At 38.7% G+C, this 24,132-nt stretch carries 29 protein-coding genes; 4 read left to right on the top strand and 25 right to left on the bottom strand.

Annotation, left to right across the window (positions count from 1 at the left end; genetic code table 11):
• Positions 1 to 399: 399 nt before the first annotated feature.
• Both spoIIP and gpr read right to left on the bottom strand, forming a co-directional pair.
• The gene (gene spoIIP / locus CD31_RS05785; protein WP_225340378.1) at positions 400 to 1,254 is read right to left on the bottom strand and encodes a stage II sporulation protein P; all 855 of its coding nucleotides are present in this window, start codon (positions 1,252 to 1,254) and stop codon (positions 400 to 402) included.
• Positions 1,255 to 1,374: 120 nt separating this feature from the next.
• Positions 1,375 to 2,391 (bottom strand): GPR endopeptidase, encoded by a 1,017-nt coding sequence (gpr, locus tag CD31_RS05780; protein ID WP_036076265.1) that lies wholly within the window; start codon positions 2,389 to 2,391, stop codon positions 1,375 to 1,377.
• 163 nt (positions 2,392 to 2,554) lie between these two features.
• Between gpr and rpsT the strand changes: the two genes are divergently transcribed.
• Positions 2,555 to 2,803, top strand: a complete 249-nt coding sequence (gene rpsT, locus CD31_RS05775; protein WP_004226906.1) for a 30S ribosomal protein S20 — start codon at positions 2,555 to 2,557, stop codon at positions 2,801 to 2,803.
• A gap of 95 nt (positions 2,804 to 2,898) precedes the next feature.
• Here rpsT and holA read toward each other — a convergent pair whose 3' ends face one another.
• Positions 2,899 to 3,909, bottom strand: coding sequence for a DNA polymerase III subunit delta (holA, locus tag CD31_RS05770; protein WP_036076264.1), 1,011 nt, complete (start codon positions 3,907 to 3,909; stop codon positions 2,899 to 2,901).
• Between the two features lie 165 nt (positions 3,910 to 4,074).
• Here holA and CD31_RS22875 point away from each other — a divergent pair, with 165 nt between their 5' ends.
• A complete protein-coding gene (locus CD31_RS22875; protein WP_004226902.1) occupies positions 4,075 to 4,212 on the top strand; it encodes a YqzM family protein in 138 nt (45 codons plus the stop codon).
• A 28-nt stretch (positions 4,213 to 4,240) separates the two neighbouring features.
• Here the strand turns inward: CD31_RS22875 and CD31_RS05760 are convergent, their stop codons facing one another.
• The 12 genes from CD31_RS05760 to CD31_RS05705 all read right to left on the bottom strand — a co-directional run bounded on the left by CD31_RS05760 (position 4,241) and on the right by CD31_RS05705 (position 13,942).
• Positions 4,241 to 6,163: a DNA internalization-related competence protein ComEC/Rec2 gene (locus tag CD31_RS05760; protein WP_244905074.1), complete on the bottom strand. Its 1,923-nt coding sequence runs from the start codon at positions 6,161 to 6,163 to the stop codon at positions 4,241 to 4,243.
• Positions 6,164 to 6,531: 368 nt separating this feature from the next.
• Entirely contained in the window at positions 6,532 to 7,101 is a 570-nt protein-coding gene (locus CD31_RS05755) for a ComE operon protein 2 (protein ID WP_004226897.1), read from the bottom strand.
• A 104-nt stretch (positions 7,102 to 7,205) separates the two neighbouring features.
• Positions 7,206 to 7,835, bottom strand: coding sequence for a helix-hairpin-helix domain-containing protein (locus CD31_RS05750; RefSeq protein ID WP_036076262.1), 630 nt, complete (start codon positions 7,833 to 7,835; stop codon positions 7,206 to 7,208).
• Between the two features lie 275 nt (positions 7,836 to 8,110).
• Complete coding sequence (locus CD31_RS05745; protein WP_036076261.1) at positions 8,111 to 8,848, bottom strand: class I SAM-dependent methyltransferase; 738 nt, start codon at positions 8,846 to 8,848, stop codon at positions 8,111 to 8,113.
• Entirely contained in the window at positions 8,849 to 9,193 is a 345-nt protein-coding gene (gene rsfS, locus CD31_RS05740) for a ribosome silencing factor (protein ID WP_004226890.1), read from the bottom strand.
• Entirely contained in the window at positions 9,190 to 9,762 is a 573-nt protein-coding gene (gene yqeK, locus CD31_RS05735) for a bis(5'-nucleosyl)-tetraphosphatase (symmetrical) YqeK (protein ID WP_036076260.1), read from the bottom strand. Before yqeK ends, rsfS begins: the two co-directional genes overlap by 4 nt.
• Complete coding sequence (locus tag CD31_RS05730; protein WP_036076259.1) at positions 9,731 to 10,321, bottom strand: nicotinate-nucleotide adenylyltransferase; 591 nt, start codon at positions 10,319 to 10,321, stop codon at positions 9,731 to 9,733. The genes yqeK and CD31_RS05730 overlap by 32 nt, the downstream gene beginning before the upstream one ends.
• Before the next feature lie 9 nt (positions 10,322 to 10,330).
• Complete coding sequence (gene yhbY, locus CD31_RS05725) at positions 10,331 to 10,633, bottom strand: ribosome assembly RNA-binding protein YhbY (RefSeq protein WP_016994151.1); 303 nt, start codon at positions 10,631 to 10,633, stop codon at positions 10,331 to 10,333.
• A 5-nt stretch (positions 10,634 to 10,638) separates the two neighbouring features.
• Complete coding sequence (gene aroE, locus CD31_RS05720) at positions 10,639 to 11,469, bottom strand: shikimate dehydrogenase (protein WP_036076258.1); 831 nt, start codon at positions 11,467 to 11,469, stop codon at positions 10,639 to 10,641.
• 32 nt (positions 11,470 to 11,501) lie between these two features.
• A complete protein-coding gene (gene yqeH / locus CD31_RS05715) occupies positions 11,502 to 12,605 on the bottom strand; it encodes a ribosome biogenesis GTPase YqeH (RefSeq protein ID WP_004226877.1) in 1,104 nt (367 codons plus the stop codon).
• The gene (locus CD31_RS05710) at positions 12,602 to 13,123 is read right to left on the bottom strand and encodes a YqeG family HAD IIIA-type phosphatase (RefSeq protein ID WP_016994153.1); all 522 of its coding nucleotides are present in this window, start codon (positions 13,121 to 13,123) and stop codon (positions 12,602 to 12,604) included. The genes yqeH and CD31_RS05710 overlap by 4 nt, the downstream gene beginning before the upstream one ends.
• Positions 13,124 to 13,159: 36 nt before the next feature.
• Positions 13,160 to 13,942, bottom strand: coding sequence for a phosphatidylserine decarboxylase (locus tag CD31_RS05705; RefSeq protein WP_016994154.1), 783 nt, complete (start codon positions 13,940 to 13,942; stop codon positions 13,160 to 13,162).
• A 136-nt stretch (positions 13,943 to 14,078) separates the two neighbouring features.
• On the opposite strand from CD31_RS05705, the gene pssA reads away from it, so the two are divergent.
• Together pssA and sigK are read left to right on the top strand one after the other, a co-directional pair.
• On the top strand, positions 14,079 to 14,579 hold the full coding sequence (gene pssA / locus CD31_RS05700; protein ID WP_052125329.1) for a CDP-diacylglycerol--serine O-phosphatidyltransferase: 501 nt from the start codon (positions 14,079 to 14,081) through the stop codon (positions 14,577 to 14,579).
• Between the two features lie 86 nt (positions 14,580 to 14,665).
• A complete protein-coding gene (gene sigK, locus CD31_RS05695) occupies positions 14,666 to 15,373 on the top strand; it encodes an RNA polymerase sporulation sigma factor SigK (protein WP_004226867.1) in 708 nt (235 codons plus the stop codon).
• Positions 15,374 to 15,702: 329 nt separating this feature from the next.
• On the opposite strand, the gene mtnN is transcribed toward sigK, so the two are convergent.
• The 10 genes from mtnN to CD31_RS05640 form a co-directional block, all read right to left on the bottom strand.
• Positions 15,703 to 16,395 carry a 5'-methylthioadenosine/S-adenosylhomocysteine nucleosidase gene (gene mtnN / locus CD31_RS05685; RefSeq protein WP_036076256.1) on the bottom strand — a complete coding sequence of 231 codons (693 nt, stop codon included), beginning with the start codon at positions 16,393 to 16,395 and terminating at the stop codon, positions 15,703 to 15,705.
• Between the two features lie 59 nt (positions 16,396 to 16,454).
• A complete protein-coding gene (locus tag CD31_RS05680; protein ID WP_036076255.1) occupies positions 16,455 to 17,114 on the bottom strand; it encodes a YrrS family protein in 660 nt (219 codons plus the stop codon).
• A 145-nt stretch (positions 17,115 to 17,259) separates the two neighbouring features.
• Positions 17,260 to 17,748, bottom strand: a complete 489-nt coding sequence (gene greA, locus CD31_RS05675; RefSeq protein ID WP_004226860.1) for a transcription elongation factor GreA — start codon at positions 17,746 to 17,748, stop codon at positions 17,260 to 17,262.
• Positions 17,749 to 17,923: 175 nt separating this feature from the next.
• Positions 17,924 to 18,562, bottom strand: a complete 639-nt coding sequence (gene udk, locus CD31_RS05670) for a uridine kinase (protein WP_004226858.1) — start codon at positions 18,560 to 18,562, stop codon at positions 17,924 to 17,926.
• Positions 18,562 to 19,842, bottom strand: a complete 1,281-nt coding sequence (locus tag CD31_RS05665; RefSeq protein WP_036076254.1) for a peptidase U32 family protein — start codon at positions 19,840 to 19,842, stop codon at positions 18,562 to 18,564. Before CD31_RS05665 ends, udk begins: the two co-directional genes overlap by 1 nt.
• A gap of 14 nt (positions 19,843 to 19,856) precedes the next feature.
• Complete coding sequence (locus CD31_RS05660) at positions 19,857 to 20,789, bottom strand: peptidase U32 family protein (protein WP_036076253.1); 933 nt, start codon at positions 20,787 to 20,789, stop codon at positions 19,857 to 19,859.
• Positions 20,790 to 20,794: 5 nt separating this feature from the next.
• The gene (locus CD31_RS05655) at positions 20,795 to 21,427 is read right to left on the bottom strand and encodes an O-methyltransferase (RefSeq protein ID WP_036076252.1); all 633 of its coding nucleotides are present in this window, start codon (positions 21,425 to 21,427) and stop codon (positions 20,795 to 20,797) included.
• A gap of 286 nt (positions 21,428 to 21,713) precedes the next feature.
• Positions 21,714 to 22,841 carry an endolytic transglycosylase MltG gene (gene mltG, locus CD31_RS05650; protein WP_016994163.1) on the bottom strand — a complete coding sequence of 376 codons (1,128 nt, stop codon included), beginning with the start codon at positions 22,839 to 22,841 and terminating at the stop codon, positions 21,714 to 21,716.
• Positions 22,842 to 22,990: 149 nt separating this feature from the next.
• Positions 22,991 to 23,518 (bottom strand): DUF1292 domain-containing protein, encoded by a 528-nt coding sequence (locus CD31_RS05645; RefSeq protein WP_016994164.1) that lies wholly within the window; start codon positions 23,516 to 23,518, stop codon positions 22,991 to 22,993.
• Between the two features lie 291 nt (positions 23,519 to 23,809).
• Positions 23,810 to 24,118: a DUF1292 domain-containing protein gene (locus CD31_RS05640; protein ID WP_016994165.1), complete on the bottom strand. Its 309-nt coding sequence runs from the start codon at positions 24,116 to 24,118 to the stop codon at positions 23,810 to 23,812.
• Positions 24,119 to 24,132: the final 14 nt, after the last annotated feature.

Genomic DNA, 24,132 nt, shown 5'->3' with positions numbered 1-24,132 from the left:
ATCAAGATAAAACCTGTTGTCACGTAATAAACCTTTTGGATTGATAACCATCCCCTCTCTATTATTTTTGCTTATTCACTTATATGTTTGACGATTGAAATACGATAAAAGTTTGAGAGAAAAATGAAACGTTATCATTTTTAGTCTTCTAAAAATTCATATGTATATTTGCTATAGAGGCATTCCCAAAAATGGTATATACTCCAAAAGTAAGTTTGCTTTATTTGCATATGCCTTCATTTAACGTTTTATCATGAAATTCGCGAGCCAACTTGAAAATTATAAGACAAGAATGAAGCAATGGAAAGACAATTAATGAGAATTATTTCTGGAAATTTTATTATCATACAATATTAAAAAAGTGAGCCCACAAGAGTCCCACTTTTTAATATGATTGGTCTATTTTGTTGAATCATTGACAAACGCTTTTGATATTGCCTTACCAATTACAGCAATCGTACGATTAACCTCTTCCTCAGTATTACCAATTCCACCAATCTCAATAATCATCATTTGCTTTGCTAAATCCTGATTGTATCGCCCATCAACCCCATCACCACTTTTAGAAATAACCCCTTTGGAAATTTTTGGAACGATGGCGTTTAGTGTGGATGATAAACTTTCAGCATAGGCTGTATTCCAGCGGTAATTAGCATGTTCTGCCCCAACAACAATAGCGATTTTCGCATAATTTTCCCCATTATATGAGATCGTTGTAAGATCATGTTTTAATGAGTCACGATGTAAATCAACTATTAAATCATAATTATTTGTTTCTAAATGCTTACTTAAATATGGCCTCATCACATTATAAGATTCATGATAGCCTTTACCTTCTTCTTGTAATTTCTTCATAATATCTACATCAAGAACATCCGTCTTTAAACCATTTACATTAAAATGATTCACAATCTTATCCTTCAGGCTCATAATATTGACCGTTTCATGAGAAGTCGCTACCTTACCACTCACTGCTTTCACCATAGGTTCATATGCTTCATGCGTATGGGTAAATAACACTAACACTTTAAATGGGTCCGGGTCTAGGGCTTGATCTGGTTCAGGTTCTTTCGTTTGTTCCAGTACACTTTGTTCAGCTAAATTGGTAGCAGCAAACACGACTTGCTTATCTTCTGATTGTTTGATCGGAGTCGATGCTTGCTTGTTGAACGGAAGTTGCCCAGCAATGACAGGTAATACGAAAAAGAACAATAATATACCAAATGACCATTGTAGTTTTTTTAGCAAAGTCACACCCTCCTCCCCATATCGTATGGAGGGGGGATGTTAATTAGAACGAAAATAAATTTCTTGTTTTACGCATAAATAAGCGTGTTTTAGAAGGTCTACTCTAAGCGTTGTTTCTTCATTATTTTATAAATCACTTGCCCAATTCATTAGCATAGAAGCCACTAATTTTGCATAGCGATCAATCCAATAGTCTGCTTCTTTTGGTGTAACCATCAGTTGTGTGTGGGAGCCAGCGAAGGTTTCCTCAAACAGCTGCTGCCGCTCCTCTTTCGTCCATGTCGCCCATTCTCCAAATATAGGTTGTACTAATGTCATATCCAGTTCCTTGTTGATATCTGGTTGCCATGAGGATAATGAAAGCTTTGATGACGGTTTACTGCGTTCAGCTACACGAGCAGCTATCGAACGTAGCATTGTTTCTACCGCATCCGCAATTAATACAGGTGCATCTACTACAGTAGGGATCCCTATTGCTGTTACGGGAATGCCAAGCATCTCATAGGAAATTTCTTGCCGTTGATTGCCTACTCCTGAACCTGGATGGATGCCTGTATCAGTTAATTGAATGGTTTTACAGAGTCGATTACTCGCTCTTGTAGCAAGTGCATCTACTACAATGATTAATTTCGGTTGCAGACGCTCAGCAATAGCAGCCACAAACTCACCTGTTTCGTAGCCTGTTTGTCCTGTTACCCCAGGAGCATACATGACAAATTTTTCATCAATGACATCTAAACCATGCAAATGGTCAATTAAATAGGGACCTATTGCATCGGGTGTAATGGTGCGATTACCTAAACCAACTATTAAAATTTTATCGTCCTCTTGCCAAGAAAGTGCCTCATGCATTTTTTTGAAATTTACTAGCAATTCTTGCTCAAGTTGTGCAAAGCCTTCTTGATCTTCTAATGTTAGCGTTGGGACAGACAGGGTAATATACTGCCCTTCCTTTTTGCCAATTTGTTTTTCTCCTTCAGCGTCTACTCGAACATCTGTAATTTTTACCCTACCAGCATTCCGATCTTCAATTTGAATGCCACTTGATTGTTCAAGCTTTTCTTTTTGCTCTTTGGTCTGATGGACAACTACCTCTTCTGATTCATCGATTAAATCTGTTCGTTGCCAATTAAAATTTTGCATACAGTTCACCTCAAGCTGTAGTTTGTTCAAACTGTCAAGTAAATATTCTTTGCATTTATCTATTGCAATTTGGCCAAGCGTTTGTTAAAATGATTTTTGTTGTATTGACACAAGAAATCAATGAGAAGATATCATCTCGTACCTAATTTAGGAGGTGAAATATATGCCAAACATTAAATCTGCGATTAAACGCGTAAAAGTTAACGAAAAAGCTAACATTGCTAATTCTCAAGCTAAATCTGCAATGCGTACTACAGTGAAAAAAGCTGAAAACGCTGTTGCTGCTAACGCTGAAAACAAACAAGAACTTTTACAAGCAGCTTTCAAATCTTTAGATAAAGCAGCTTCAAAAGGACTTATCCACAAAAACGCGGCGGCTCGTAAAAAGTCTCGCCTTGCTAAAAAAGCGTAATTGTTTAAAGGATCAGATACTCTATTAGGAGTAGCTGATCTTTTTAATTTTATAGAGAACATAAAAAGCTGCCCTTATTGGACAGCTTTCTTTGCCTATAGTTGGCGCAATAAAAATAGCTCTAGATAGCGCTCTCGATTTCCACCAGACGATTTTAGCTGTAAATCAACCTCTGCTAATTGATATAATGCCCGTAGCAAATTTTCTTCTGAAGGCCGATGCCGTTGCTCAATCATAAGTTTGACGCGATACGGATGAATTTTTAAATTTTTAGCGATTTGTTGAGGGTGATAACCTTTTTTCAATAAATAAAAAACATTTGACATGGTACGAACATTGGATGCTAGCAAGCCCACTAACATAATAGGTTCTTGTTTTTGTCGCAATAAATCATGATAGATAGACAAGGCTCCGACAGAGTCATTTGCCAAATATGCGTTAAGCATTTTAAAGGCATCTTGCTCTAATGTTTTTGCCACCAAATCCTCCACTAAAGAAGTTGTAATTTCGCCACCTTCACCTAAATAAAGGGTTAGCTTGTCAATTTCCATCTGTAATTGTAGCATGTTGGCTCCGACCATCGTAACAAGCAATTCAATAGCATCTTGTGTAATGCTATTACCTTGTGTTTTGACAATGCCTTGAATCCATACGGCTAAATCCTGCTCTTTTGGTGTTTCTGCTTGTACAAATAATGCATGCTCTTTCATCATTTTAGTCACTTTTTTGCGCTCATCCAATTTTTCATAAGGAGCAATAAAAACCGTTACGGAAAAATCAGAAGGATTCGACAACCATGTTTCCAATCGTTTCACATCATGATCGATTTTTTCCTTCCCTTTCTCGGTTGCTTTTAAAAACGATGCATTTTTAGCAATAATAAGCTTACGTTCTGAGAAAAAAGGAATGGTATCTGCTTCATCCATGACCGCATCTACAGGTACTTCTTCTAAATCAAATGTAGTCATCTCCAGATCTTCTTCTGGACCCATTGCCTCTTTTAAACGTTTAATGGTTTCATCTATAAAATAGCTTTCTTCACCAACAAGCAAATATACTGGTGCAAGCTCACCTTTTTTTATTGTATTCCAAACCGTTGAAATCATAATTTCCCCTCCATCTAGCAATACTATTAGTATACATGATTTCATAGTCCTTTGTGTCTTTGACCGAATTGTGTCGATTCCTTGCCAGACGGGGAAATCACCTTTTCGATATAGCTTTTATGACCATGTTGTCTTATAATAAATAACAGAATTGGAGGGATAACAATGAATCCATTTGAAGGAAAAAACATACAATGTCGACGTAACGATGCCATCGATTCTGGTGTTGGCTTCGGTGTATCATTTGGCGTTTTCACGCTAATGTTTATTATTGCAACTATAGTAGAATTTGTATCACAGTAATTGGACTTATGCAGGAAAAGGGCCTTGGTCATTGGACAAGGCTCTTTTCATTTATGTTAACAGACCAGCGATTATCACGAATACGTACTTCGATTGATCCATTCACCCCTGTTGTCCATGTCACTAAATGTCTACTGACAAAACGTTGTACTACTTCTTCATGTGGATGACCATAACGATTATGAAGACCTGCACTAAAAACGGTTAATTGGGGTTGCAGCAGCTCGACAAAGGCTTCTGAGCTCGATGTCTTACTCCCATGATGCCCCGCCTTCAGCAATGTGAGATTGGCCAATAAAGGTCCATAACGCTTGATCAGCTGTTGTTCGCCATATTGCTCCAGATCCCCTGTAAATAACGCTGTAAACCCCTTTTGCTGCATGTAGAGGACAAGAGAATCATCATTTCCCTCATAAAAGGTGTCATCAGGCCATAAGTAATAAAAATCTGTTTCCCCTACACGCCACGAGGTCCCCTTCATTTTTTCTTTAATAGGAATATGGCGCTTATTTGCTTCTTGCCATAAATCATGCATTAAAGGCTCATTCAATGAGCCAGGTGTAACGTGGATTTCCTTTATGTTTATCTCTTGTAATACTTCCTCTGCTCCCTCAATATGATCTGCGTCCGCATGCGAAGCAATAAAAATATCGATAGTTCGTATACCCTTGCCTTTTAAAAATGGCACGACAACTTGCTTCCCTACCTCATAAGGACTATCTGCTTTCTTCCACGATTCCTGCTCAAAGCGCAATACTCCACCTGCGTCTATAACATAAACTGCCCGTCTAAATGGCAATTCAATGACGAAACTATCTCCTTGTCCTACATTTAAGAAGGTAATCTTCGTTTCGTTATACAACATGGGTGCCAAATGAATCAAAATAGCAGGAATGACAAGGACCATCATAGCTTTCCTGAACCGTTTTATTTCCAAATAGTAGAAGCTTACTAAAACACTTAACATTGCAATGCAGCTCAGCCAAATAGATGGTTTACCTGGTGACCATAATTGCCAAGGGAGCTCTTGCATATTAAAGATTATTTCGGTCAGCCAATTACGCAGTGGTTCATAGCCTGCAAATAGGATGTTGGCAAGTGGTAAGGAAAGATAGGATAACACAAAGGCTACAATATTAAATGGTAATATAACAAAGGAAAACAGTGGAACAAAAACAATATTGACAAAAAACGAGGATAAAGATAATTCATAAAAATGATGGAGTAATGGTGGGTAAACGAGCAGTTGGCACACGTACGTGATAAAAAAAGAACGACCTAGCCAAGTTCTTGTCTGCTTAAAAATAATACCAGAATAAATAAGACTAACGGTTGCTAAATAGGATAGTTGAAAACCAATTTGGAAAATAACACCTGGTTCAAGCAAAACAAAGCCGATAAAGCTAATAGCTAACGCATCATCCATCGAAAGAACCCACTTAAAAAAGCGCAGTAGCAGCATCAACTCTACTACAGAAACAGCACGCCATACGGAAGGTGCTCCACCTGCAATGACTCCATAAATAGGTAAGAGGATCAATAGCACGACAGTAGCCATTTCCTTGCGAATTCTTATTCTAAGTAATCCTTCAAAAAAGAGCCAAGACATCAGCGCGACATGGAGCCCAGAAATCGCAAATAAATGGGTAATACCGAGCTTTTGATAGGCACGCTGCAGTTCATCCTCCATCTGATCTTGCACCCCTATTAGAAGTGCTTGAGCCTCTGCTACAAGCGATTTGGGAAAAGTCCTCTCTATATGTTTTTTCATATTATGTCTTACCTCGGCAAGAATCGTGAAGATGGAGGTTCGTTTTCCTACATAATGCCAATTCGTGATTTCTACAACGCCTGTTGCTCCTTTGCTTGTTAAATAGGTTGACATGGAAAAGGCATAAGCATGTGCAGATGGTGAGGGGGTCACAAGTTCACCTTTTGCCAAATATGTCATTCCTGTTAATGAGGTATTTTCATAAAAATTTTTCTCTTGTTCTGAAGAAAAGGTATAAACCACGTAAAGTTTTTCGCCATTTGTTGTTGTCGCAAACCCACGGAGTTTTTGCCCGTTTATTTTATAGTCATTTGACCAAGTTATAGGGAAGGTTGACGGTAATGGGGAAGGTTCCGTCAGATGATTGATAGAAAGGAAAAAATAAGTTAGTAGACCACTAGTTATTACAAAAATTGCAAGGAAACGTGACTCACCTTTTATGATGAGCCACAGGGCTAGTAGCAGTAAAAAAATGAGTAGCCATACTGATTTGTATACCGCAATAGTAGCTATCAGTACAGCAAGAGCTATCATAATCCATCTATGCTTTAAAGCTTGATGCCAAATAATGCACTCACCTTCTGTTCATATGGGAGCAATTTTTCAGCAGATACCCCACTCTCGCGAAGCTCGTGCAGCATTTCTGTATACAAAGCTAGCTTGTCATCTCGTAAAAAATCGATTTTACGTTCATCAAAGGGTACATGAACTACTTCCACTCCAGCTTTTGCAAATAACTCCTGTGCATATGGATTATTTTTATAATCCGTTGCGTAATACACACGTTCTATGCCAGCTTGAATGATAGATTTTGTACATGGTAAACATGGGAAATGTGTTACATACAAATCAGCACCTTTTGTCGGTGTTCCGTATTTAGCACATTGCAGTAAGGCATTCATTTCAGCATGCACGGTACGCACGCAATGATTATCAACCACATAGCACCCCTTTTCGATACAATGCTCGTCCCCTGTGATGGAACCGTTATAACCACCTGCAATAATACGTTTATCCCGCACAACAGTTGCTCCTACAGCTAGTCTTGTACATGTACTGCGTAATGCGAGTAAATGGCTTTGTGCCATAAAAAATTGATCCCAAGTAATTCGCTCCATATGACTACCTCCAAAAATTATCTAACAAATTAACTTTCTCTTGCTTTTCTACTATAGTGTAGCCCTTTTAGAAAAGGGGCGTCAATATACCATCGTGTTAAGTATTACTTTACGGTAATCGCATCCTTTAGCTTCTCAAATGTTTTATCACCAATACCACTAACATTTTTTAAGTCTTCTATGGTTTGAAACTGCCCATTTTCCTCTCGATACGTCAGGATACTTTGAGCTTTGGAAGGACCGATTCCTGGCAATGTTGCTAACATTGCTTCATCAGCTTTATTGATATTAATCTTTTGCTCTTTATTATTACTTTCAGTAGGTAGCGTTAACAGAGAATGGGCTCCTTCCTCTAGCTGTTCGCCTTTGATAGGAATATAGATTACCATTTCATCCTGTACCTTTTGGGCATGATTGATAAATTGTGTGTCAGCATTCTCTGTATAGCCACCAGCGAGCTGTACAACATCTTTTATACGTTGGTCTTGCTCAAGTTCATAAACGCCTGGATACATTACAGCACCCTTTATTTCCACAAATACCTGCTGCATAACCGCTTCCTCAGCAGATTCACTCAAATTTTTTTCTTCAATAGGTTGGATTGTTTCGATGAGCTCTTCTTGGGGAGGTGAAGAGTCAGAACTCGAAAAATAGAAGTAACAAAGTCCACTGACGACTAGTATGCTGGGGAATAACATACTTTTTTTGTACTTTTGCCATAAAGATTGTAGCACAGTACCATCCTTTCCTTATGAAAGATCATCATATGGAGTTACATATATCTTACACTATGGATGGGTTGTTGAAAATGATAAAAAAACATCAGAGTTTCAATTACCTGTTGAAGAGAGCTATCCACTTATTTTAGCGTTTCTATCCGCCTGTATAAGTGTTCTATCCGCTACTTTAGCGTTTCTATCCGACTGTACAAGTGTTCTATCCGCTACTTTAGCGTTTCTATCCATCAAAAAAGCCACACTGCCTATTACACAGTGTAGCTCTCTTTTCTTTATTTCACCGCACGAATAAAAATGCGTTCACTTTCATCATCAGGTGCCTCATCCGAAAAGTCTGCTGTGATTTCCACATAACTAAAACCGATGGCACGTAACCAAGTCATATACTGCTCGATAGTGAAAGTACGTTGCACGTGCTCCTCATCAAAGCGTTCATATAATGCACTTGCGTCATCTCGTACATAAAAGGTCATTTGATGAATAACCGAATGCTCGAAGTCGGCAGGCTCCGTATGCCATACATAACTAATATCACCATCATCATATGTGAACGGACCATCTAAAAAAATCTCATTCATTTTAAATAAAGAGTGAACATCAAAAAACAGCTGTCCTCCATCACGCAACGCCGAATAGATACGTTCTAATGTCGTATAAACAGAATGCTCCTCTATCACATAATTCAAGGAATCAATTGTGATTGTGACAACATCGATTTCCTCAAAGCCATCTAGTTCGACCATAGACATACAGTATAATGGGGCATGATAGCCTGCACCAGCAAAGCGTTCTGCTGCAATGGACAGCATCTCTTCTGATAAATCAATTCCACTGACTTGATAGCCAGACTTTGCAAATAACAAGCTAAGTACACCAGTGCCACAACCAATATCTAAAAGTTTTGGGTATTGGCTACTCGGTGCATGCTGTACAACCCAATCTATATAAAGATTGTAAGGAATATCCGTTTGCAGCTCATCATAGACATGAGCAAAGCGTTCGTAACTCACTTAGGCCTCTGGCATGTCTAGTTGCGGTGCATCGCCCCAAAGACGCTCTAAATTATAATAAGCACGCTCATCCTTATGGAATACATGTGCCACAACATCGCCTAGGTCAACTAGTACCCAACGTGCTCCATCGAATCCTTCGACACGGCGAATTTCATAGCCTTGTTGCTCAGCTACATCCTGTAATTCACGTGCAATGGCTTGCACTTGGCGATCTGAGTTACCATGAGCAATGATAAAATAATCTGCTAAAAGGGAAATTCCTTGCATATTTAAAACGACAATATCCTCACCATGTTTGTCGTCAATTGCTTTGTACGCTGCTTGTAATAAAGTTGAAGTCATCCTTCACTATCCTCTCTGTTCATCATATCGTTATAACATTCTATTGATAAAGGATAAATTGGCTGCTTGGTGTCAATTAAAAATGCCAAAGTATGGCGTACACATGCACTCATCGCCTTATCCAAATTTTTTTGTGCTTTTTTGCGCAGACGCTCCACACCATCAAATCGACGGTTCGGTTCAATCATATCTGCGACAAAAATAATTTTTTCTAAACGGCTCATACTAGCACGCCCAGTAGTATGGAAACGAATAGCATTCAACAGCTCTTCGTCTGTGATGCCAAACTCACTTTGTGCTATATATGCACCTACTGGACCATGTAGTAATTCACTACCCCATCCAATGAGTCTTTCATCTAATTTTTCATCACGAACGATATTCTCCATCCACTCAATATCCGCATATTTAGCAATATCGTGGAGGATAGCTGCTGTTTCAGCTTTTTTTACGTCCTCGCCATACTTTTGAGCTAGGTTGATGGCCGTTTCCATCACTCCGACTGTATGAATAAAACGTTTTTCAGGCATTCTTGGCTTAATCGCCGCTAAATACTGTTCGCGTTCCATAAAGACCTTCCTCTCGTATGAACGTCTCTACCGCTTCTGGTAGTAGAAATGTCACCGTTCCTCCTGTAGCCAGGCGTTCACGAATCAGTGTGGACGATAAATCGATTTGGGGTATTTCCACCATACTTATAGGGTACTCTGTTGCCGCGGCTGTCCCTGGACGCTTTACTCCGACAAACTGAACAAGCTTCACTAAATCATCTATACAATGCCATGTATGTAGCGAATCAATCATATCGCCACCGATGATAAAGTAAAATTTCACATTCGGCTCTCTTCTACACAATGCAGAAAGTGTCTCATAGGAATAGGATACGCCACCCTTCTCCAGCTCATACGACTCTACTGAAAAATAAGGAAATGGGCGAATCGCACGTTTTACCATTTCAAGCCGTTCAACATTACTAGCATCAAAACGTGCATGCTTATGTGGTGGGATGGCATTAGGCATAAAGCGGATTTCATCAAGTTCTAGCGCATGAAATACTTCATTTGCTATCAAAAGATGACCCATATGTGGTGGGTTAAATGTACCTCCTAGTAAACCGACCCTTTTCATCGTCTCACCTTATTTCGCTACTTTTGGTAATACAATCTTTTTATGATTGCGGGACTCTTTATATAAAACAACTGTCAGACCGATTAATTGGACAAGCTCCGCATGAGCGCCTGTTGCTAATGCTTCAGCGACTTCATGTTTATCTTCTTCACAGTTATCTAAAATACGTACTTTTATCAATTCACGTACTTCTAATGCCTCACGAATTTGCTTTGTCATTTCATCATTAACGCCACCTTTTCCTACTTGGAAAATAGGTGTCAAATGGTGTGCTTCTGCACGTAAAAAACGTTTCTGTTTACCTGTTAACATAAAAATTAGTTTCCTCCTAATTGCGCCTTCAGTTGCGCAATCATTGAATTTGTATTTGGATAGTTTCCTAACCAGTGTTCAAAAGCGATGGCTCCTTGATGGACAAACATTCCTAAGCCAGTAACAATCGTTGCTCCTTTTTCTTCAGCCGCTTGTAAAAAAGGCGTCATTAATGGATTATACACAATATCCGCAACAATTGCTCCTTTCATCAGCCGATCTAATGAAAATGGCATTGAAAAATTGCCCGTGGAAAGGCCAGCTGATGTCATTTGCACAATAATGCTGAAATCAGCTAGCGTCTCTTCCGCTTGTTGTAAAGAAATGGCACGTCCCATACCCATTTCATCAATAATCTTTTGTGCATTCATCACCGTACGATTGGCAATGGTTACATGACAATAGCCTTGTTGCTGCATAGCAAAGGCAATGCCACGAGCTGCTCCACCAGCACCAACAAGTAATACAGGCTTGTCTTTATGAGATACCCCAACGGCTTCTTCGAGTGATCGAACAAATCCAATACCATCTGTATTATAGCCTTTCAGCTTTCCTTCTGTTGTTCGAACGACGGTATTCACTGCACCCATTTTTTGTGCCAGCTCATCTAGCTCGTCTAGATATGGAATGATTGCTGTTTTATGAGGAATTGTCACGTTCCAGCCACTTGCCCCTAATGTCTTCAAGCCAGCGACAGCTGACTCTAATTGATTAGGCTTTACATGTAAAGGAATATATGTCGCATCAATTGACATGTCCTCGAACCAAGCATTGTGCATGGCAGGTGATTTTGAATGTTCAATTGGATCACCCATAACTGCAAACCACTTCTTCATGTTCTAGTCCCTCTCTCTACTATGTCCTCCATTTAGATTAGCGAAGGACGAATTGAAACTTGTACACCTTTTGGTGCGTAAGCTGCTACTACTACATTCGCATGCTGAACGGTAATCCAGCCTAGCCCAGAAAATACAACATCTGTTTTCGCTTCTTTGATGGAAAATTCATGACGAACCAATGGTGGCAACTGGTCGATAAAGTCCGCAGTTGGTGGCGCCAATAATTCCCCCTTATGCTCTTCATATAACGCATCTGCCTTCTCAAGCTTTGTACGATGAATTGGTAAATCATTTGCCACATGGATTGTAAAGGCAGAACGGTCTCCCTGAATAAAATCAAATCTTGCCAATGCACCAATAAATAAGGTTTGCCCAGCATTTTGTTGGTAGACTTTCGGCTTAATTTCTTTTTTCGGCATAATATATTTTAATTCACTGGAATCAATGTGATGTGCCATTTGATGATGATTAATAATACCTGGCGTATCATATAATGCACTACCATCATCCAATGGAATATCAATCATGTCTAAAGTCGTACCTGGGAAGTGCGAGGTTGTAATCACTTCACCCTCACCTGTTGCCTGCTTAATAATCCTGTTAATGAACGTGGATTTCCCAACATTTGTACAGCCAACAACATATACATTTTGTCCTTTACGATACTCATCGATGGCTTCCATTGCTTCTGCCATCCCTTTGCCTTTATGGGCACTGACTAGTAGGACATCGACAGGCTGTAGCCCAAGAGCCTTTGCTTCTCGTTTCAGCCAGTTAATAACTTTTTTCGGTTTCACTGACTTTGGTAATAAATCTGCTTTGTTCGCAATCAATAGGACAGGATTTTTTCCTACAAAACGGTGAAGCCCTGGTAGCCAACTGCCATTAAAATCAAATATATCAACAATTTTTACGATTAAGCCTTGCTGTGTGCCAAGACCATTTAAAATACGTAAAAAATCGTCATCTGTTAATGATACTGGTTGAATTTCATTGTAATTTTTCAAACGGAAGCAACGCTGGCAAATGACTACATCCTTTTCTAATGATGATGGGGGTGCATACCCAACTGCTGTTTTATCTTCTGTTTGAATTGTTGTACCACAGCCAATACAATTTGGCATTTCAATCATTCTTGTTCCTCCCAAGTTATAATTCCTTTTCGTTTCAAATCATTAAATACGCGACGTTCAATGAAACGATTCAATTTTGTTACAAGCCCGTCTGATTGTGCAACAGGCTTCACGAGCACCGTGTGTAAGCCTAAGCGGTTTGCTCCCATTACATCCGTAAGGAGTTGATCTCCTACCATCACTACTTCATTTGGACGCAGGCCTAGTTGAATCAGCGCATTATAAAAAGCATTACGAAGTGGCTTTTTCGCCTTGTGAATATAAGGGATACCTAACGGCTCAGCAAAATGCTTTACACGAGCTTCCTTGTTATTTGACGCAATAATAACACGAATACCAGATTCTTTCATAATGCGCAACCAAATGATTAGCTCTTCTGTTGCATCTGGACGATCCCATTCAACAAGCGTATTATCTAAATCCGTAATGATTCCTCTAATCCCTAATTCCTGTAACTTTTCCGGCGTAATTTCAAAAATATTCGTCACAAATTCGTTCGGTAATAAAAAATTATACAAAATAGCGACCCCTAATCTTAACGTATTATTCGACCATTATAGCATATTTGCAAAGGCTTCACCCATTCGAATTGGGCTTCCTTTTACAACATTATCCGTAAATTTAATGGTATCTTTTTCAAATAGCATTACAACAGTGGAACCAAATGAGAAATAACCAACTTCCTGCCCCTTACGCCATTTCGTTGTTGTATTTGTGAGTACAATTGAATTCACAAAGGTCGCACCCACTTTAATAAAGGCAACATGCTGATTATTAGCTGCTTTCAGCTCAGTTACTAAACGATAATTATGAGAAATTGGTTTTTTACCGTATGTAAGACCTAGCTGATTCACAGGATAAGATTTCTGACCAAGTGTATATTGGCGTAAAACTTCTCCATCTATCGGGCTATGGATACGATGATAATCAGCCGGACTTAAATAAAAAACGATAAAATGTCCGTCTGCATATTGTGCAGCTCGTTCTGTATTGCCGAGTAAATCTTGTAATGCATAAGGCTTACCCTTCACAAGAAATGTCATATCCCATTCAATACGACCAAAGGATTCTACTTTAGCATCCACAGGGCTTGCATATACAGTTGGATTTTTTTCAATAGGTCGAGCCTCTTCAATAAGTTCTCTTGTAAAAAAATCATGTAAACACGAAAATTGTTGTTGTTTTTTTGAAACTTCTTCAAGGTTAATATCGTATAACTTCATGTAGCTTGGAATTATACGTTTACTCCACTTCGCTTTTGCAATTGCTTGCAAAAGATTGGAAGATTGCTTTCCATTCGTTAGTTCTATCAAGCGTTGATATAGTTTTTCTTTCATACAGTAAAACCCCTATCCATTAATTTAGACTGTCAATTTTTTCGCATTCGAAGTATAATGGTACAATATCTTAAGTGCAAAGGAGTGATCCCCCTTGTTTTTTTATCACAAGTTGGTGGATACCACGGTTAAGAAAATGAAATCGCACGCAGCTAACTTCATAACAATTAGTAATATGTCCTTTGGAGGCGCGGCTATTATGGCCACTCTACATGAATACTATAGCTATAGTGTCTTGTTTATCTTTATAGCAGCTCTTCTTGATCGCTACGATGGTAAGGTAGCGAGAGCGCTCGGACAAGTGTCTGAATTAGGTAAACAATTAGATTCTATGAGTGATATTATATCATTTGGCGTGGCGCCTGCATTATTAATGTATGAAGTTGTTCTAGTTGATTTTGGTTTTGTCGGCATGATGATGGCCGTATTATTTATCGTCTGTGGCGCGATGCGTTTAGCTCGCTTCAATATTAGCGAAGCGAACGGTTATTTCACAGGTTTACCAATTACAGCCGCAGGTACGTTCTTAACTTTAACGTATTTCGCAGCTTATACGTTCCATCCGGCATTTTATCTTTTCCTTTTCCCCATTTTAGCTTTTCTCATGATTAGTACATTTACGTTAAAAAAAGTGTAACAGCACATTTGCTGTTGCACTTTTTTCATTTCCCACGGCTTTTAAACATATACTGTCGAAAAATGGGGAAAGGATGAAATCATTCAATGAGCGGAATTTTTACATCGATGTTGCAGTTATGGCTTGAAATCCCTGCGTTGCTTGGCTATTTAAAGGGGCAAACATTCCATAAACCCTTTTCAAAAGAAGAGGAAGCTGCTTGTATTGAACGATTTTTAGGTGGCGATGAGCAAGCGCGTCTTGATCTAATAGAACGTAATATGAGACTTGTCGCGCATGTCGTTAAAAAATTCCATCCAAAACATGAGCAACTCGATGATTATATTTCCATTGGAACAATTGGACTAATGAAAGCCGTTGAGAGCTATACCCCTGATAAAAAAACAAGACTTGCCACATATGCAGCTCGTTGCATAGAAAATGAGATTTTAATGCATCTACGCACCCAAAAGAAAGTGCAAAAAGACGTTTCGCTATTTGAGCCGATTGGAACTGATAAAGATGGAAACGCATTGCAAATTCGTGATCTACTTCAGTGTGATGAAGAAAGTGCCACAGAGAAGCTAGAGCATAAAGAGCATGTAGCACAACTTTACCACTATTTGCATATGCTCGATGAACGTGAACTCGAAATTGTGACACTCCGTTATGGGTTAAATCAACAGGATGCACTTACGCAAAAGGAAATTGCAGCACGCTTAAATATTTCACGTAGCTATGTATCTCGCATTGAAAAACGGGCACTTATTAAACTTTATCAATTGTATAAACGAGACCAAAAAACTATCGAATAATATATTGTAAAATGGTTATTAAAAAAATTCAATCATCAATGGCGGAAGAATATGCCTATTTCATGGCATATAAAAAGCTCCCCTGCGACATGTTTATGTCGCAAAGGAGCTTTCCCGTCATACTAATGTGCTGATTCAGAGAGTTCTGCTGAAATCAACGTACCTATTAAAGTTGTAATAATGACTACACCTGCTGTTAAAAATAACATCATGAATGCCTCCCATTCTATTATGAAGAGATTTATTAATGTCAGTGTAGCATTTGTTTTTTCAATGAACTGTGATTTTTCTCACAGAATCAACCACACATTTTGACCATTCTGTGTAGTTTATAGTGAGGAAATTGCTTTTAATACGACTTGTGTCGAATGTTTTGCAGCAACTGGTAAAAATTCATCGAAGCTAATATTCGATTCTTTACCTGCAATATCTGATAATGCGCGAATGACTACAAATGGTGTAGCAAATTGATAACAAACTTGTGCAACTGCAGCCGCTTCCATCTCTACAGCTTTCATTTGAGGGAAATGACGACGAACAGCCTCTACACGTTCAGGATCATTCATAAAAGCATCCCCAGAGCAAATTAAACCAACGCCATACTGGTGCTCTCCAACTGCCTTCACAGCCTCCTCAGCCACCTGCATCAATTTCTCATCTGATTTATATGCTGCTGGCATACCAGCCATTTGTCCAATTTCATAGCCAAAGATTGTGACATCTACATCGTGGTGACGAACTTCATCAGAAATAACGACAGCGCCTACCTCAAGAGCTTCATCATATCCTCCTGCAGAGCCTGTATTAATGACAACATCTGGTTTAAACTCATGTAAAAGGATTGTCGTAGACATAGCAGCATTGACTTTACCAATACCGCTTTTTAATAATACGACTTCCTTCCCTTCAAACGTTCCTGTTGTATACTCACTACCTGCAATCGTTGTGCTGTGTGCATTATCTAATGCTGCTCTTAGAAGCTCCACTTCCTCTTCCATTGCGCCAATTACTGCAATTTTCATGTACTGTTACTTCCCTTCTTTATCAACTCTATTAAAAATAATCAAAAGAGTGATTTTCGTCAATAGGCGCCTTCTAATGTATTTAGTTGCTCTAGCTTCACAGGCTTCCAACCTTCATTATCAACCCATTCCATGCTTACACGATACATTTGAGATTTATCATTGGTCGAAACAGTAGCAATGGATGAATTAGGACCACCATTATTTTGCATACGCCAAATGATCATATTGCTTTGGTCAATACCTGTTACAGTAGATACTGTTGCTACTTTCTCAGCCCAGTCTACAGACTTGTCATTATATGAAGACACATGCTGACCTGTTTGTGTTGTAGGTGTTGGCTGCCAATTTTTATTCGTGATGACCTTCTCAACAATCGGATTATCTGATGCTGATTCCTCTGCTGCGCTTTGTTCTTCCTGGGATACCTCAGGTGTTGATTCTTCCTCTGAAGGTTTATCTTCTTCTACAGCAAGATCTTGTTTTTCTTCATCCGTCGGTTCTTTCTCTACTTCTTTTTCATTATCACCGCTCTGTTCTTCTTGAGCTGGTTCATCTTTCACTGCTTGATCTGCATCATCTTGCCATTTAAACACATAGGTTGCTGTGATAATAATGAGTACAACCACAACACCAATTAACACATTCAATAGTTTATCTAGCTTTTTATTACGAGATGGCTGCAAATGACGACCACTTCGAGTTTGTCGTTCACTCATAATGTCTCCCCCTCTCTAGGCATTATTCTATCAAGTTCGACAGCACTTGCAAAATAATTATACCTCACTATTTTACTACACTAGTTTTCATGCTAAAAATGGCACAAGCAGTCAGCCAAGGGCTAACTGCTTGTACATAGTCATATTATTTAATTGAAAGAATTTTCACTTTCATTTCGCCGCCAGGTGTTTGAACAACAACCTCTTCACCTTCAGCACGACCAAGTAGACCTTTTGCAATTGGTGATTCATTCGAAATACGGAATTCCATAGGATCTGCCTCAGCAGAACCAACAATTGTATATGATTCTTCATCTGTTGATGGCTTACCATTGATGATTTCTACAAATGTAACCGTTTTCCCTAGTGATACTACACTGTTATCTGTCTCGTCTTCAGAAATAATCACTGCATTACGAATCATTGATTTTAAAGTAGAAATACGACCTTCTAAAAAGGCTTGTTCTTCTTTTGCTGAATCGTACTCAGCGTTTTCTGAAAGATCTCCAAAATCACGTGCTATTTTAATACGTTCAACGATTTCTTTACGTGTTTCAGTTTCTAATTTTACTAATTCTTCTTCTAATTTACGTTTTCCCTCAGCTGTCATAGGGTACTGTTTTTCATTTGCCAAAGTCCTTCACTCCTTGTTTCTTCAATATAAAAACATAAAACTCGACTAAATGCGTGGAAGTTGCATTTAATCGAATTTTATTATTTTTAAACGTTTTCAAATTACGCTTTGACCTAATAGTATGCATGCTTTTTTTAAATATGCATGTAAATATTGTCAATACCACTCTATCTTATTACAATACGTTGTCGGTTTCAAGAATAGTTTTAATTTTCGTTACCATTAAATCAATTGCTACCTCATTATCCCCACCTTCAGGAATAATGATATCAGCATAACGTTTCGTTGGTTCAATAAATAAATTATGCATTGGTCGAACTGCCGATAAATACTGCTCAATTACCGAATCCGTTGTACGACCGCGCTCTTTAATATCACGCATAATGCGACGAATAATGCGTAAATCAGAATCTGTATCCACGAATAATTTAATATCCATTAAATCACGTAAATCAGCATCCTCTAGCACTAGAATACCTTCTAGTATAATAACATCTACTGGTTCAACGTGAATAACTTCTTCTGCCCTTGTATGTTGGACGTAATCATACACAGGTTTTTCAATTGGTTGACGCACTAACAACTTTTTTATGTGCTCAATTAATAAATCATTATCGAAAGCTAAAGGATGATCGTAGTTAGTTCCTAAGCGTTCTTCAAATGTTAAATGGCTTTGATCCTTATAATAAAAATCTTGTTCAATCACCACAACAGAATGCTCACGGAAAACATCATAAATAGCGCGCGTCACGCTCGTTTTTCCCGAGCATGAGCCACCCGCGATTCCGATGACAACAGGACGCTTCACTGCCATTAGTTATTCTCCTTTCGCATCATGTTATGCGGCTTCAATGGTGTATCACATTTAAATTTAACAATTTGTAATGGATGACGGGCTGCATCTAGGCTATTGCCATCCTCGTCCCAAATTTCGCCCATTGTTATACGGAAATTTTCAATTTCAGGACCAAAGAATTCTACTTCGTCTCCAGGTTTAAAATAATTACGCTGTTGCATTGTCACTATTTTTGTCTCTGGATCATGATCTAAAATAAGACCAGCAAATTCATAGGTTGTTTTACGACCATGCACACCAAACATTTGCTCCTCAAAGCCAGGTGCATCATGGAAGAATGCTTCAGCCGTATCACGGTTGGCACATTTGTCTAATTCCTCTAGCCACTCACGTTTAATTTTAAAGTTATCAGGATCTGCGCAATAAGCATCAATCACTTTACGGTACACAGTAACGACTGTTGCTACATAGTGAATGGATTTCATACGACCTTCAATTTTTAACGAGTCGATACCTAGCTCAATCATATGAGGAATTGCTTCAATTAATTTTAAATCTTTTGGACTCATCGCAAATGGCGCATGGCTATCATCGAAAAGTGCTTTTTCTTCACCATCTTCTAATTCATATAGATCATAGTCCCAGCGGCATGATTGGCAGCATCCCCCACGGTTTGAGTCACGAGCTGTCATATGATTAGAAAGAACGCAACGCCCAGAGTAGGCAATACACATTGCACCATGAACGAAGGCCTCAATTTCAATGTCGACCTTTTCCTTCATCAGCTTCATTTCTTCTCCGCCTACTTCACGTGCTAAAACGACACGATGTAAGCCTTCTTCTTTCCAGTACTGCACGGCCTTCCAGTTGGACAGTGACTGCTGTGTGGAAAGGTGAATTTCAAGCTTAGGTGCTACTGTGCGACATGTTTCAATAATGAGTGGGTCTGCTACAATAATACCAGTTACCCCGACTGATTCAATGTCCTTTAAGTAACGCTCTAAACCATCCATATTTTCATTGTGGGCAAAAATATTTGTCGTTACATATATTTTCGCACCATATCGATTGGCAAATTCTACACCTTCACGCATTTCTTCAATTGAAAAGTTATCCGCATTCGAACGTAGACCAAACTCTCGCCCACCGATAAATACAGCATCTGCTCCGTAATGGACTGCTACTTTTAATTTCTCTAAACTACCTGCTGGGGCAAGTAGCTCTGGTTTTTTAGTAATGACACGTTTACCGTCGACAATCTCACGGATTTTGTCATTTTGCTCTAACGCTAATGCCATGTTATTGCCCCCTCCTAGTAAACTGTTTCCTTGAAGATAAAGCCTGTATCTAATGGTCGAATGGCTGGTTGAATATCTTCAATTTTTGCTAATAAATCATCTTTTATCTCTTCATATGCCTCTTCTGACTCGTCAAAATACGTATCGATCGCTTTTCGGTAAGCTTCTGTTACCTTTACTACATAGTCGGGCGTTTGAAGTACCCCTTCAATTTTCAGCGCATCGATGCCACCCTCAAATAAATCGCCAAGCTCATCAATAATACACATATCATTTGGACTAAAAATATGTGTACCATTTACATCTTCGTATATTGGATATTTATTATTCCGTTCATCATCATGTAGGAACATATTACGATTTTCTTGACGATTTTCAATAGCCATTACTTTGTCTTGATATAAGAAATAATGGCCGAGTAATGGACGTTTTGATTGGAACATACATGTCATCCCATGTACCTGTACTTCAATCTCCATCTCAGTATTTTCTTTAATTTCTAATACTTCATCAAGAGAAAGTTCACGTGCTAACACGGCACGCGTTGCACCACGTTTCCCCCAGTAATTGGCCGTAAACCAGTTTGTGGCTGTCGTTTCTGGATTCCAATGTAACGGAATTGTGACACCTTGCTCTCGGCGAATAATAAGTACCGCTGGATCACCATAAATTAAACGGTCCACTCCGATACGTTGCATTTCTTTTAAATAATCAGCAAGTGCCTCTAGTTTCTCATTATGGAAAAGTGCATTGACTGCAACATACACCTTTTTACCCGCTTCGTGAATAAGCTTCGTCGCTTCTTCAACTTCCTCAACTGAGAACTCTCCTGCTAGACGTAGACCAAATTGTTGTTCACCAATAACAAAAGCATCTGCTCCAGCTGCTAAAAGTGCTTTTATATGTTCTAATGATTGTGGTGTCACAAGCAATTCTGGTTTTTTCATAGTAGTCACCTCTTCAAACATAGTAATAAACCGTCACCGACTGGTAAAAAAGCACTCGTATAATCTGGGTGCTGCATAATCCAATCCGTGAAGTTTTTTAAATTGCGAATCATTGTACGCTTACGACGTGGAACATCCTTCAACTCTAAATCAGACAAACCATGCATGTACATATTATCGATATATAATACCCCACCTGATTTTACTAAAGGCACGTATTTTTCAAAAAAGCGTTGGTATTGTCCCTTCGCAGCATCAATAAAGACAGCATCGAATGTTGTGTTAATAGCCTCGTCATCCACTTCTAAAGCGTCACCCGCAATGACCGTAATTCGATCTGATACAGTCGAACGTTTAATATAGGCTTTTGCCCTTGCTACACGATCTTGATCACGTTCAATTGTAACAATTTGGACATTAGGCAATGCCTCAGCCATACGAATAGCAGAGTAACCGATTGCCGTACCTATCTCTAAAATTTTTGACGGATTTTGAATACGCAACAGCTGATTTAATGCATCTATACCTGCTAGTTGCATGATCGGTACATGATTCTCCTCCGCATATGCTTCCATTTCTAAAAGCAATTCATTACGTGGCTGTATAAATGATTGTATATATGCATCTGATAATTCCATTGTTTCCACCCTCATTTAAAAGGCAACGAGCGTTTGTCGTTGTCTGTACTTCATCATTTATCAACAAAAAGAAAAAGACCAAACGTGATGTCTTGGTACTTCGCCATACAAAAATGAGCAATTGCTTCGATATGCTCAAACAATTGCCACCACGCATATTTGTCCCGCATAAATGAACGGATTGATCAAAAATCACACTTTATAATAGCATGAAAATAGAAGGAAAGCTATTTTTCTTTCCTTCTATCCATCTGTTTGCTATATGATTTTTGTTCTTCCTATACGTTTATTCTTCTTTTCGTAAATATTTTTCTACCTTCTGCAAATGCTCATCATAGGTTTTTGAGAAGTGGTTGACACCCTCTTTATCTGCTAGGAAGTAGAAATAATCTGTTTGACTTGGATTTAATGATGCCTCAATCGAAGTTTTACCTGCCCCCGCTATTGGACCAGGCGGTAGACCTTTATTTTTGTAAGTGTTATAGGCATTATCCACTTCTAAATCTTCATATAGAACACGATCCTTGTGATCACCCAGTGCATAGAGCACGGTTGGGTCTGTTTGGAGTGGCATCCCTTCATTGATTCGATTATAGAAGACACTTGCAATAGTCTCTCGATCCGTTTGAGCAGTCGCTTCTTCTTCCAATAATGAAGCAAATGTTAATAGCTGATGTACGGACATTTGTTTTTCAGCTAAAACATCACTATAGTTCTTCACCACATTGTTCATGGCTGCTACCATCTCTTCTACAATCGCTTGTAAAGATGGTTTTTCTTCATAATAAGAATACGTAGCTGGATATAAATAGCCCTCTAAGTCATAGCGAATGTTGTCAGCTAAAACAGCCTCTGTAACTAGCTCAGGATAATTAGCCATCATTTGTTGAACAAATGTGTCACTCGTCACAAGATCCATAAATTCTTTTTGTGTGTACGGTGTTTTCTTTTCAATCACTTTCCCAATTTGTTCAAGTGTTAAGCCTTCTGGGACTGTCATCGTAAAGACAGGCTTACGATATACCTTCCCTGTTTTCAAGCTTTCAATGAGTTCATCAAATGTCATTGCCTGTGTTAAATCATAATTTCCCGCTTGAAATTGTGATTCATTTTTAAATTTTGCATAGTATTTAAAAACACGTGCATCTTTTATGACACCTTTTTTCTCTAGTAGTGTTGAAATGGAGGACAAACTAGAGCCAATTGGTACTTCTACCGCAATTGTTTTCGTTGCATTAGGGTCCAGTGGTTTTAAAGCACCTTTTACATAATTGTACCCAAATAAACCAACAACTCCAATTATTAGTACGAAAACAATGGCAATAATTGCGACGATTTTTCTCACGATCTTTACCTCAGATTTTCTTTCTTGCATTTTTGAAAACATTTCTTGTTTTTTAGAACCGTTATCCACGGGTTTCCCCCCTATCACTATTCAATATCATACTAGAAATCAACTTTCACGACAAACAGAAATCGACAATTCAGGAGAAATTACATATGTAAAAAATCTGCCAACAACTTTCGTTAGCAGATTTTTGAGCATTCTAGAAATAGTTCATTCTATAAAGTGTTTAATACTTCTTCTACAAATTCCCATTCTTCATCTGACTCAATCGGGTATAGCTCTTCAATTTGACCTTCATTTCCAGCTATATATTGGGCAGCAAAAATATCACGCTCATCAATCGGTTCTTCTGTTGCTGGCACATATAATACATACGATTTACCAAAATGCTCAGATGAAAACGTATGAATGACTTCGCACACTTGATCTTTTCCTTCTTCGTCCGTCACAGTAATTAGCTGTGGTTCTTCTTCAAATTCATCTAGTAATGTTAATACCACTTCATTAATCATTTCCCATTCTGCATCTGTTTCAACAGGCTGTAAATTGGTCATCTCACCTGTATTATCATCGTAATCAAAAGTCATCGCCGAAAGGTCTCCTGGGATTTCTTGACCTGTTTCATCTACAAGGGAAAATAACACATAGGACTTGTCCTCCGCATCAAAGGTAAAGACCACACGACACTGCTGTTCCTTACCATCTTTCCCAATGATCATAAATTCTTGCGTTTCTTCATTCATACAGTTTCCTCCTTTATGACAATTTGATGTCATTTATTAAATCGTTTTTTGAGGTTAGGCACTTTTTAGATAGCTTCTCCAATTTTTGAGCGGTTTTCCCTGTTTAGGAGCGCTTTTTCTCTACTTTTGAGCGGGTTCTCACATTCTTAGAGCACTTTCACTCTATTTCTGAGCGAATCCCCTCACTTTATGAGCAGGTCCCAACAATTCTTCTACATATAGAAGAGTGTCAATAAAAAAGGAACAAGGACTGCAAGCTGCGATCCTTGTTCCAAGCTTTGAGTTAGAAGTTTAGTCTTCGTATTCATCCTCTAAAGCGTTTAAAACGTCCTCTACCATATCCCACTCTGCTTCAGTTTCGATTGGTGTTAATTCACCATCTTCACCATTTTCAGATGGTACAAATGAAGATACGAAGATTTCAACGGAGCCATCTTCGTCTTCCTCTGCGCCTACCATTGAGTAAAATACATATGATTTGCCAAACTCTGGAGATTCATGAACGTGAATCACTTCACAAAGCTGCTCGTTTCCGTTCTCGTCAATCACTGTAATGTGTTGAACATGTAGTTCTTCTTCATGGTTATGCTCGTGTGCCATGCATTGTCACCTCA

Source organism: Lysinibacillus boronitolerans JCM 21713 = 10a = NBRC 103108 (assembly GCF_000772935.1).
GTDB classification, from domain to species: domain Bacteria; phylum Bacillota; class Bacilli; order Bacillales_A; family Planococcaceae; genus Lysinibacillus; species Lysinibacillus boronitolerans.
The sequence above is the reverse complement of the archived record's forward strand: the minus strand, read 5'-3'. Positions and strand labels throughout refer to the sequence as shown.

Coding starts and splice junctions, on each gene's coding strand:
- yqeH (WP_004226877.1), bottom strand. CDS start 12,605: ATGATTGAAATGCCAAATTGTATTGGCTGTGGTACAACAATTCAAACA.
- CD31_RS05760 (WP_244905074.1), bottom strand. CDS start 6,163: ATGACATATTTGGCAAAAGGTGAACTTGTGACCCCCTCACCATCTGCA.
- yhbY (WP_016994151.1), bottom strand. CDS start 10,633: ATGTTAACAGGTAAACAGAAACGTTTTTTACGTGCAGAAGCACACCAT.
- sigK (WP_004226867.1), top strand. CDS start 14,666: ATGAGCGGAATTTTTACATCGATGTTGCAGTTATGGCTTGAAATCCCT.
- pssA (WP_052125329.1), top strand. CDS start 14,079: ATGAAATCGCACGCAGCTAACTTCATAACAATTAGTAATATGTCCTTT.
- CD31_RS05655 (WP_036076252.1), bottom strand. CDS start 21,427: ATGGAATTATCAGATGCATATATACAATCATTTATACAGCCACGTAAT.
- mtnN (WP_036076256.1), bottom strand. CDS start 16,395: ATGAAAATTGCAGTAATTGGCGCAATGGAAGAGGAAGTGGAGCTTCTA.
- holA (WP_036076264.1), bottom strand. CDS start 3,909: ATGATTTCAACGGTTTGGAATACAATAAAAAAAGGTGAGCTTGCACCA.
- rsfS (WP_004226890.1), bottom strand. CDS start 9,193: ATGACTTCAACTTTATTACAAGCAGCGTACAAAGCAATTGACGACAAA.
- udk (WP_004226858.1), bottom strand. CDS start 18,562: ATGGCAGTGAAGCGTCCTGTTGTCATCGGAATCGCGGGTGGCTCATGC.
- aroE (WP_036076258.1), bottom strand. CDS start 11,469: ATGAAGAAGTGGTTTGCAGTTATGGGTGATCCAATTGAACATTCAAAA.
- CD31_RS05680 (WP_036076255.1), bottom strand. CDS start 17,114: ATGAGTGAACGACAAACTCGAAGTGGTCGTCATTTGCAGCCATCTCGT.
- CD31_RS22875 (WP_004226902.1), top strand. CDS start 4,075: ATGAATCCATTTGAAGGAAAAAACATACAATGTCGACGTAACGATGCC.
- gpr (WP_036076265.1), bottom strand. CDS start 2,391: ATGCAAAATTTTAATTGGCAACGAACAGATTTAATCGATGAATCAGAA.
- CD31_RS05660 (WP_036076253.1), bottom strand. CDS start 20,789: ATGAAAAAACCAGAATTGCTTGTGACACCACAATCATTAGAACATATA.
- rpsT (WP_004226906.1), top strand. CDS start 2,555: ATGCCAAACATTAAATCTGCGATTAAACGCGTAAAAGTTAACGAAAAA.
- CD31_RS05730 (WP_036076259.1), bottom strand. CDS start 10,321: ATGAAAAGGGTCGGTTTACTAGGAGGTACATTTAACCCACCACATATG.
- CD31_RS05645 (WP_016994164.1), bottom strand. CDS start 23,518: ATGAATGAAGAAACGCAAGAATTTATGATCATTGGGAAAGATGGTAAG.
- CD31_RS05755 (WP_004226897.1), bottom strand. CDS start 7,101: ATGGAGCGAATTACTTGGGATCAATTTTTTATGGCACAAAGCCATTTA.
- CD31_RS05640 (WP_016994165.1), bottom strand. CDS start 24,118: ATGGCACACGAGCATAACCATGAAGAAGAACTACATGTTCAACACATT.
- CD31_RS05705 (WP_016994154.1), bottom strand. CDS start 13,942: ATGAAAGAAAAACTATATCAACGCTTGATAGAACTAACGAATGGAAAG.
- CD31_RS05665 (WP_036076254.1), bottom strand. CDS start 19,842: ATGGCATTAGCGTTAGAGCAAAATGACAAAATCCGTGAGATTGTCGAC.
- yqeK (WP_036076260.1), bottom strand. CDS start 9,762: ATGGAACGCGAACAGTATTTAGCGGCGATTAAGCCAAGAATGCCTGAA.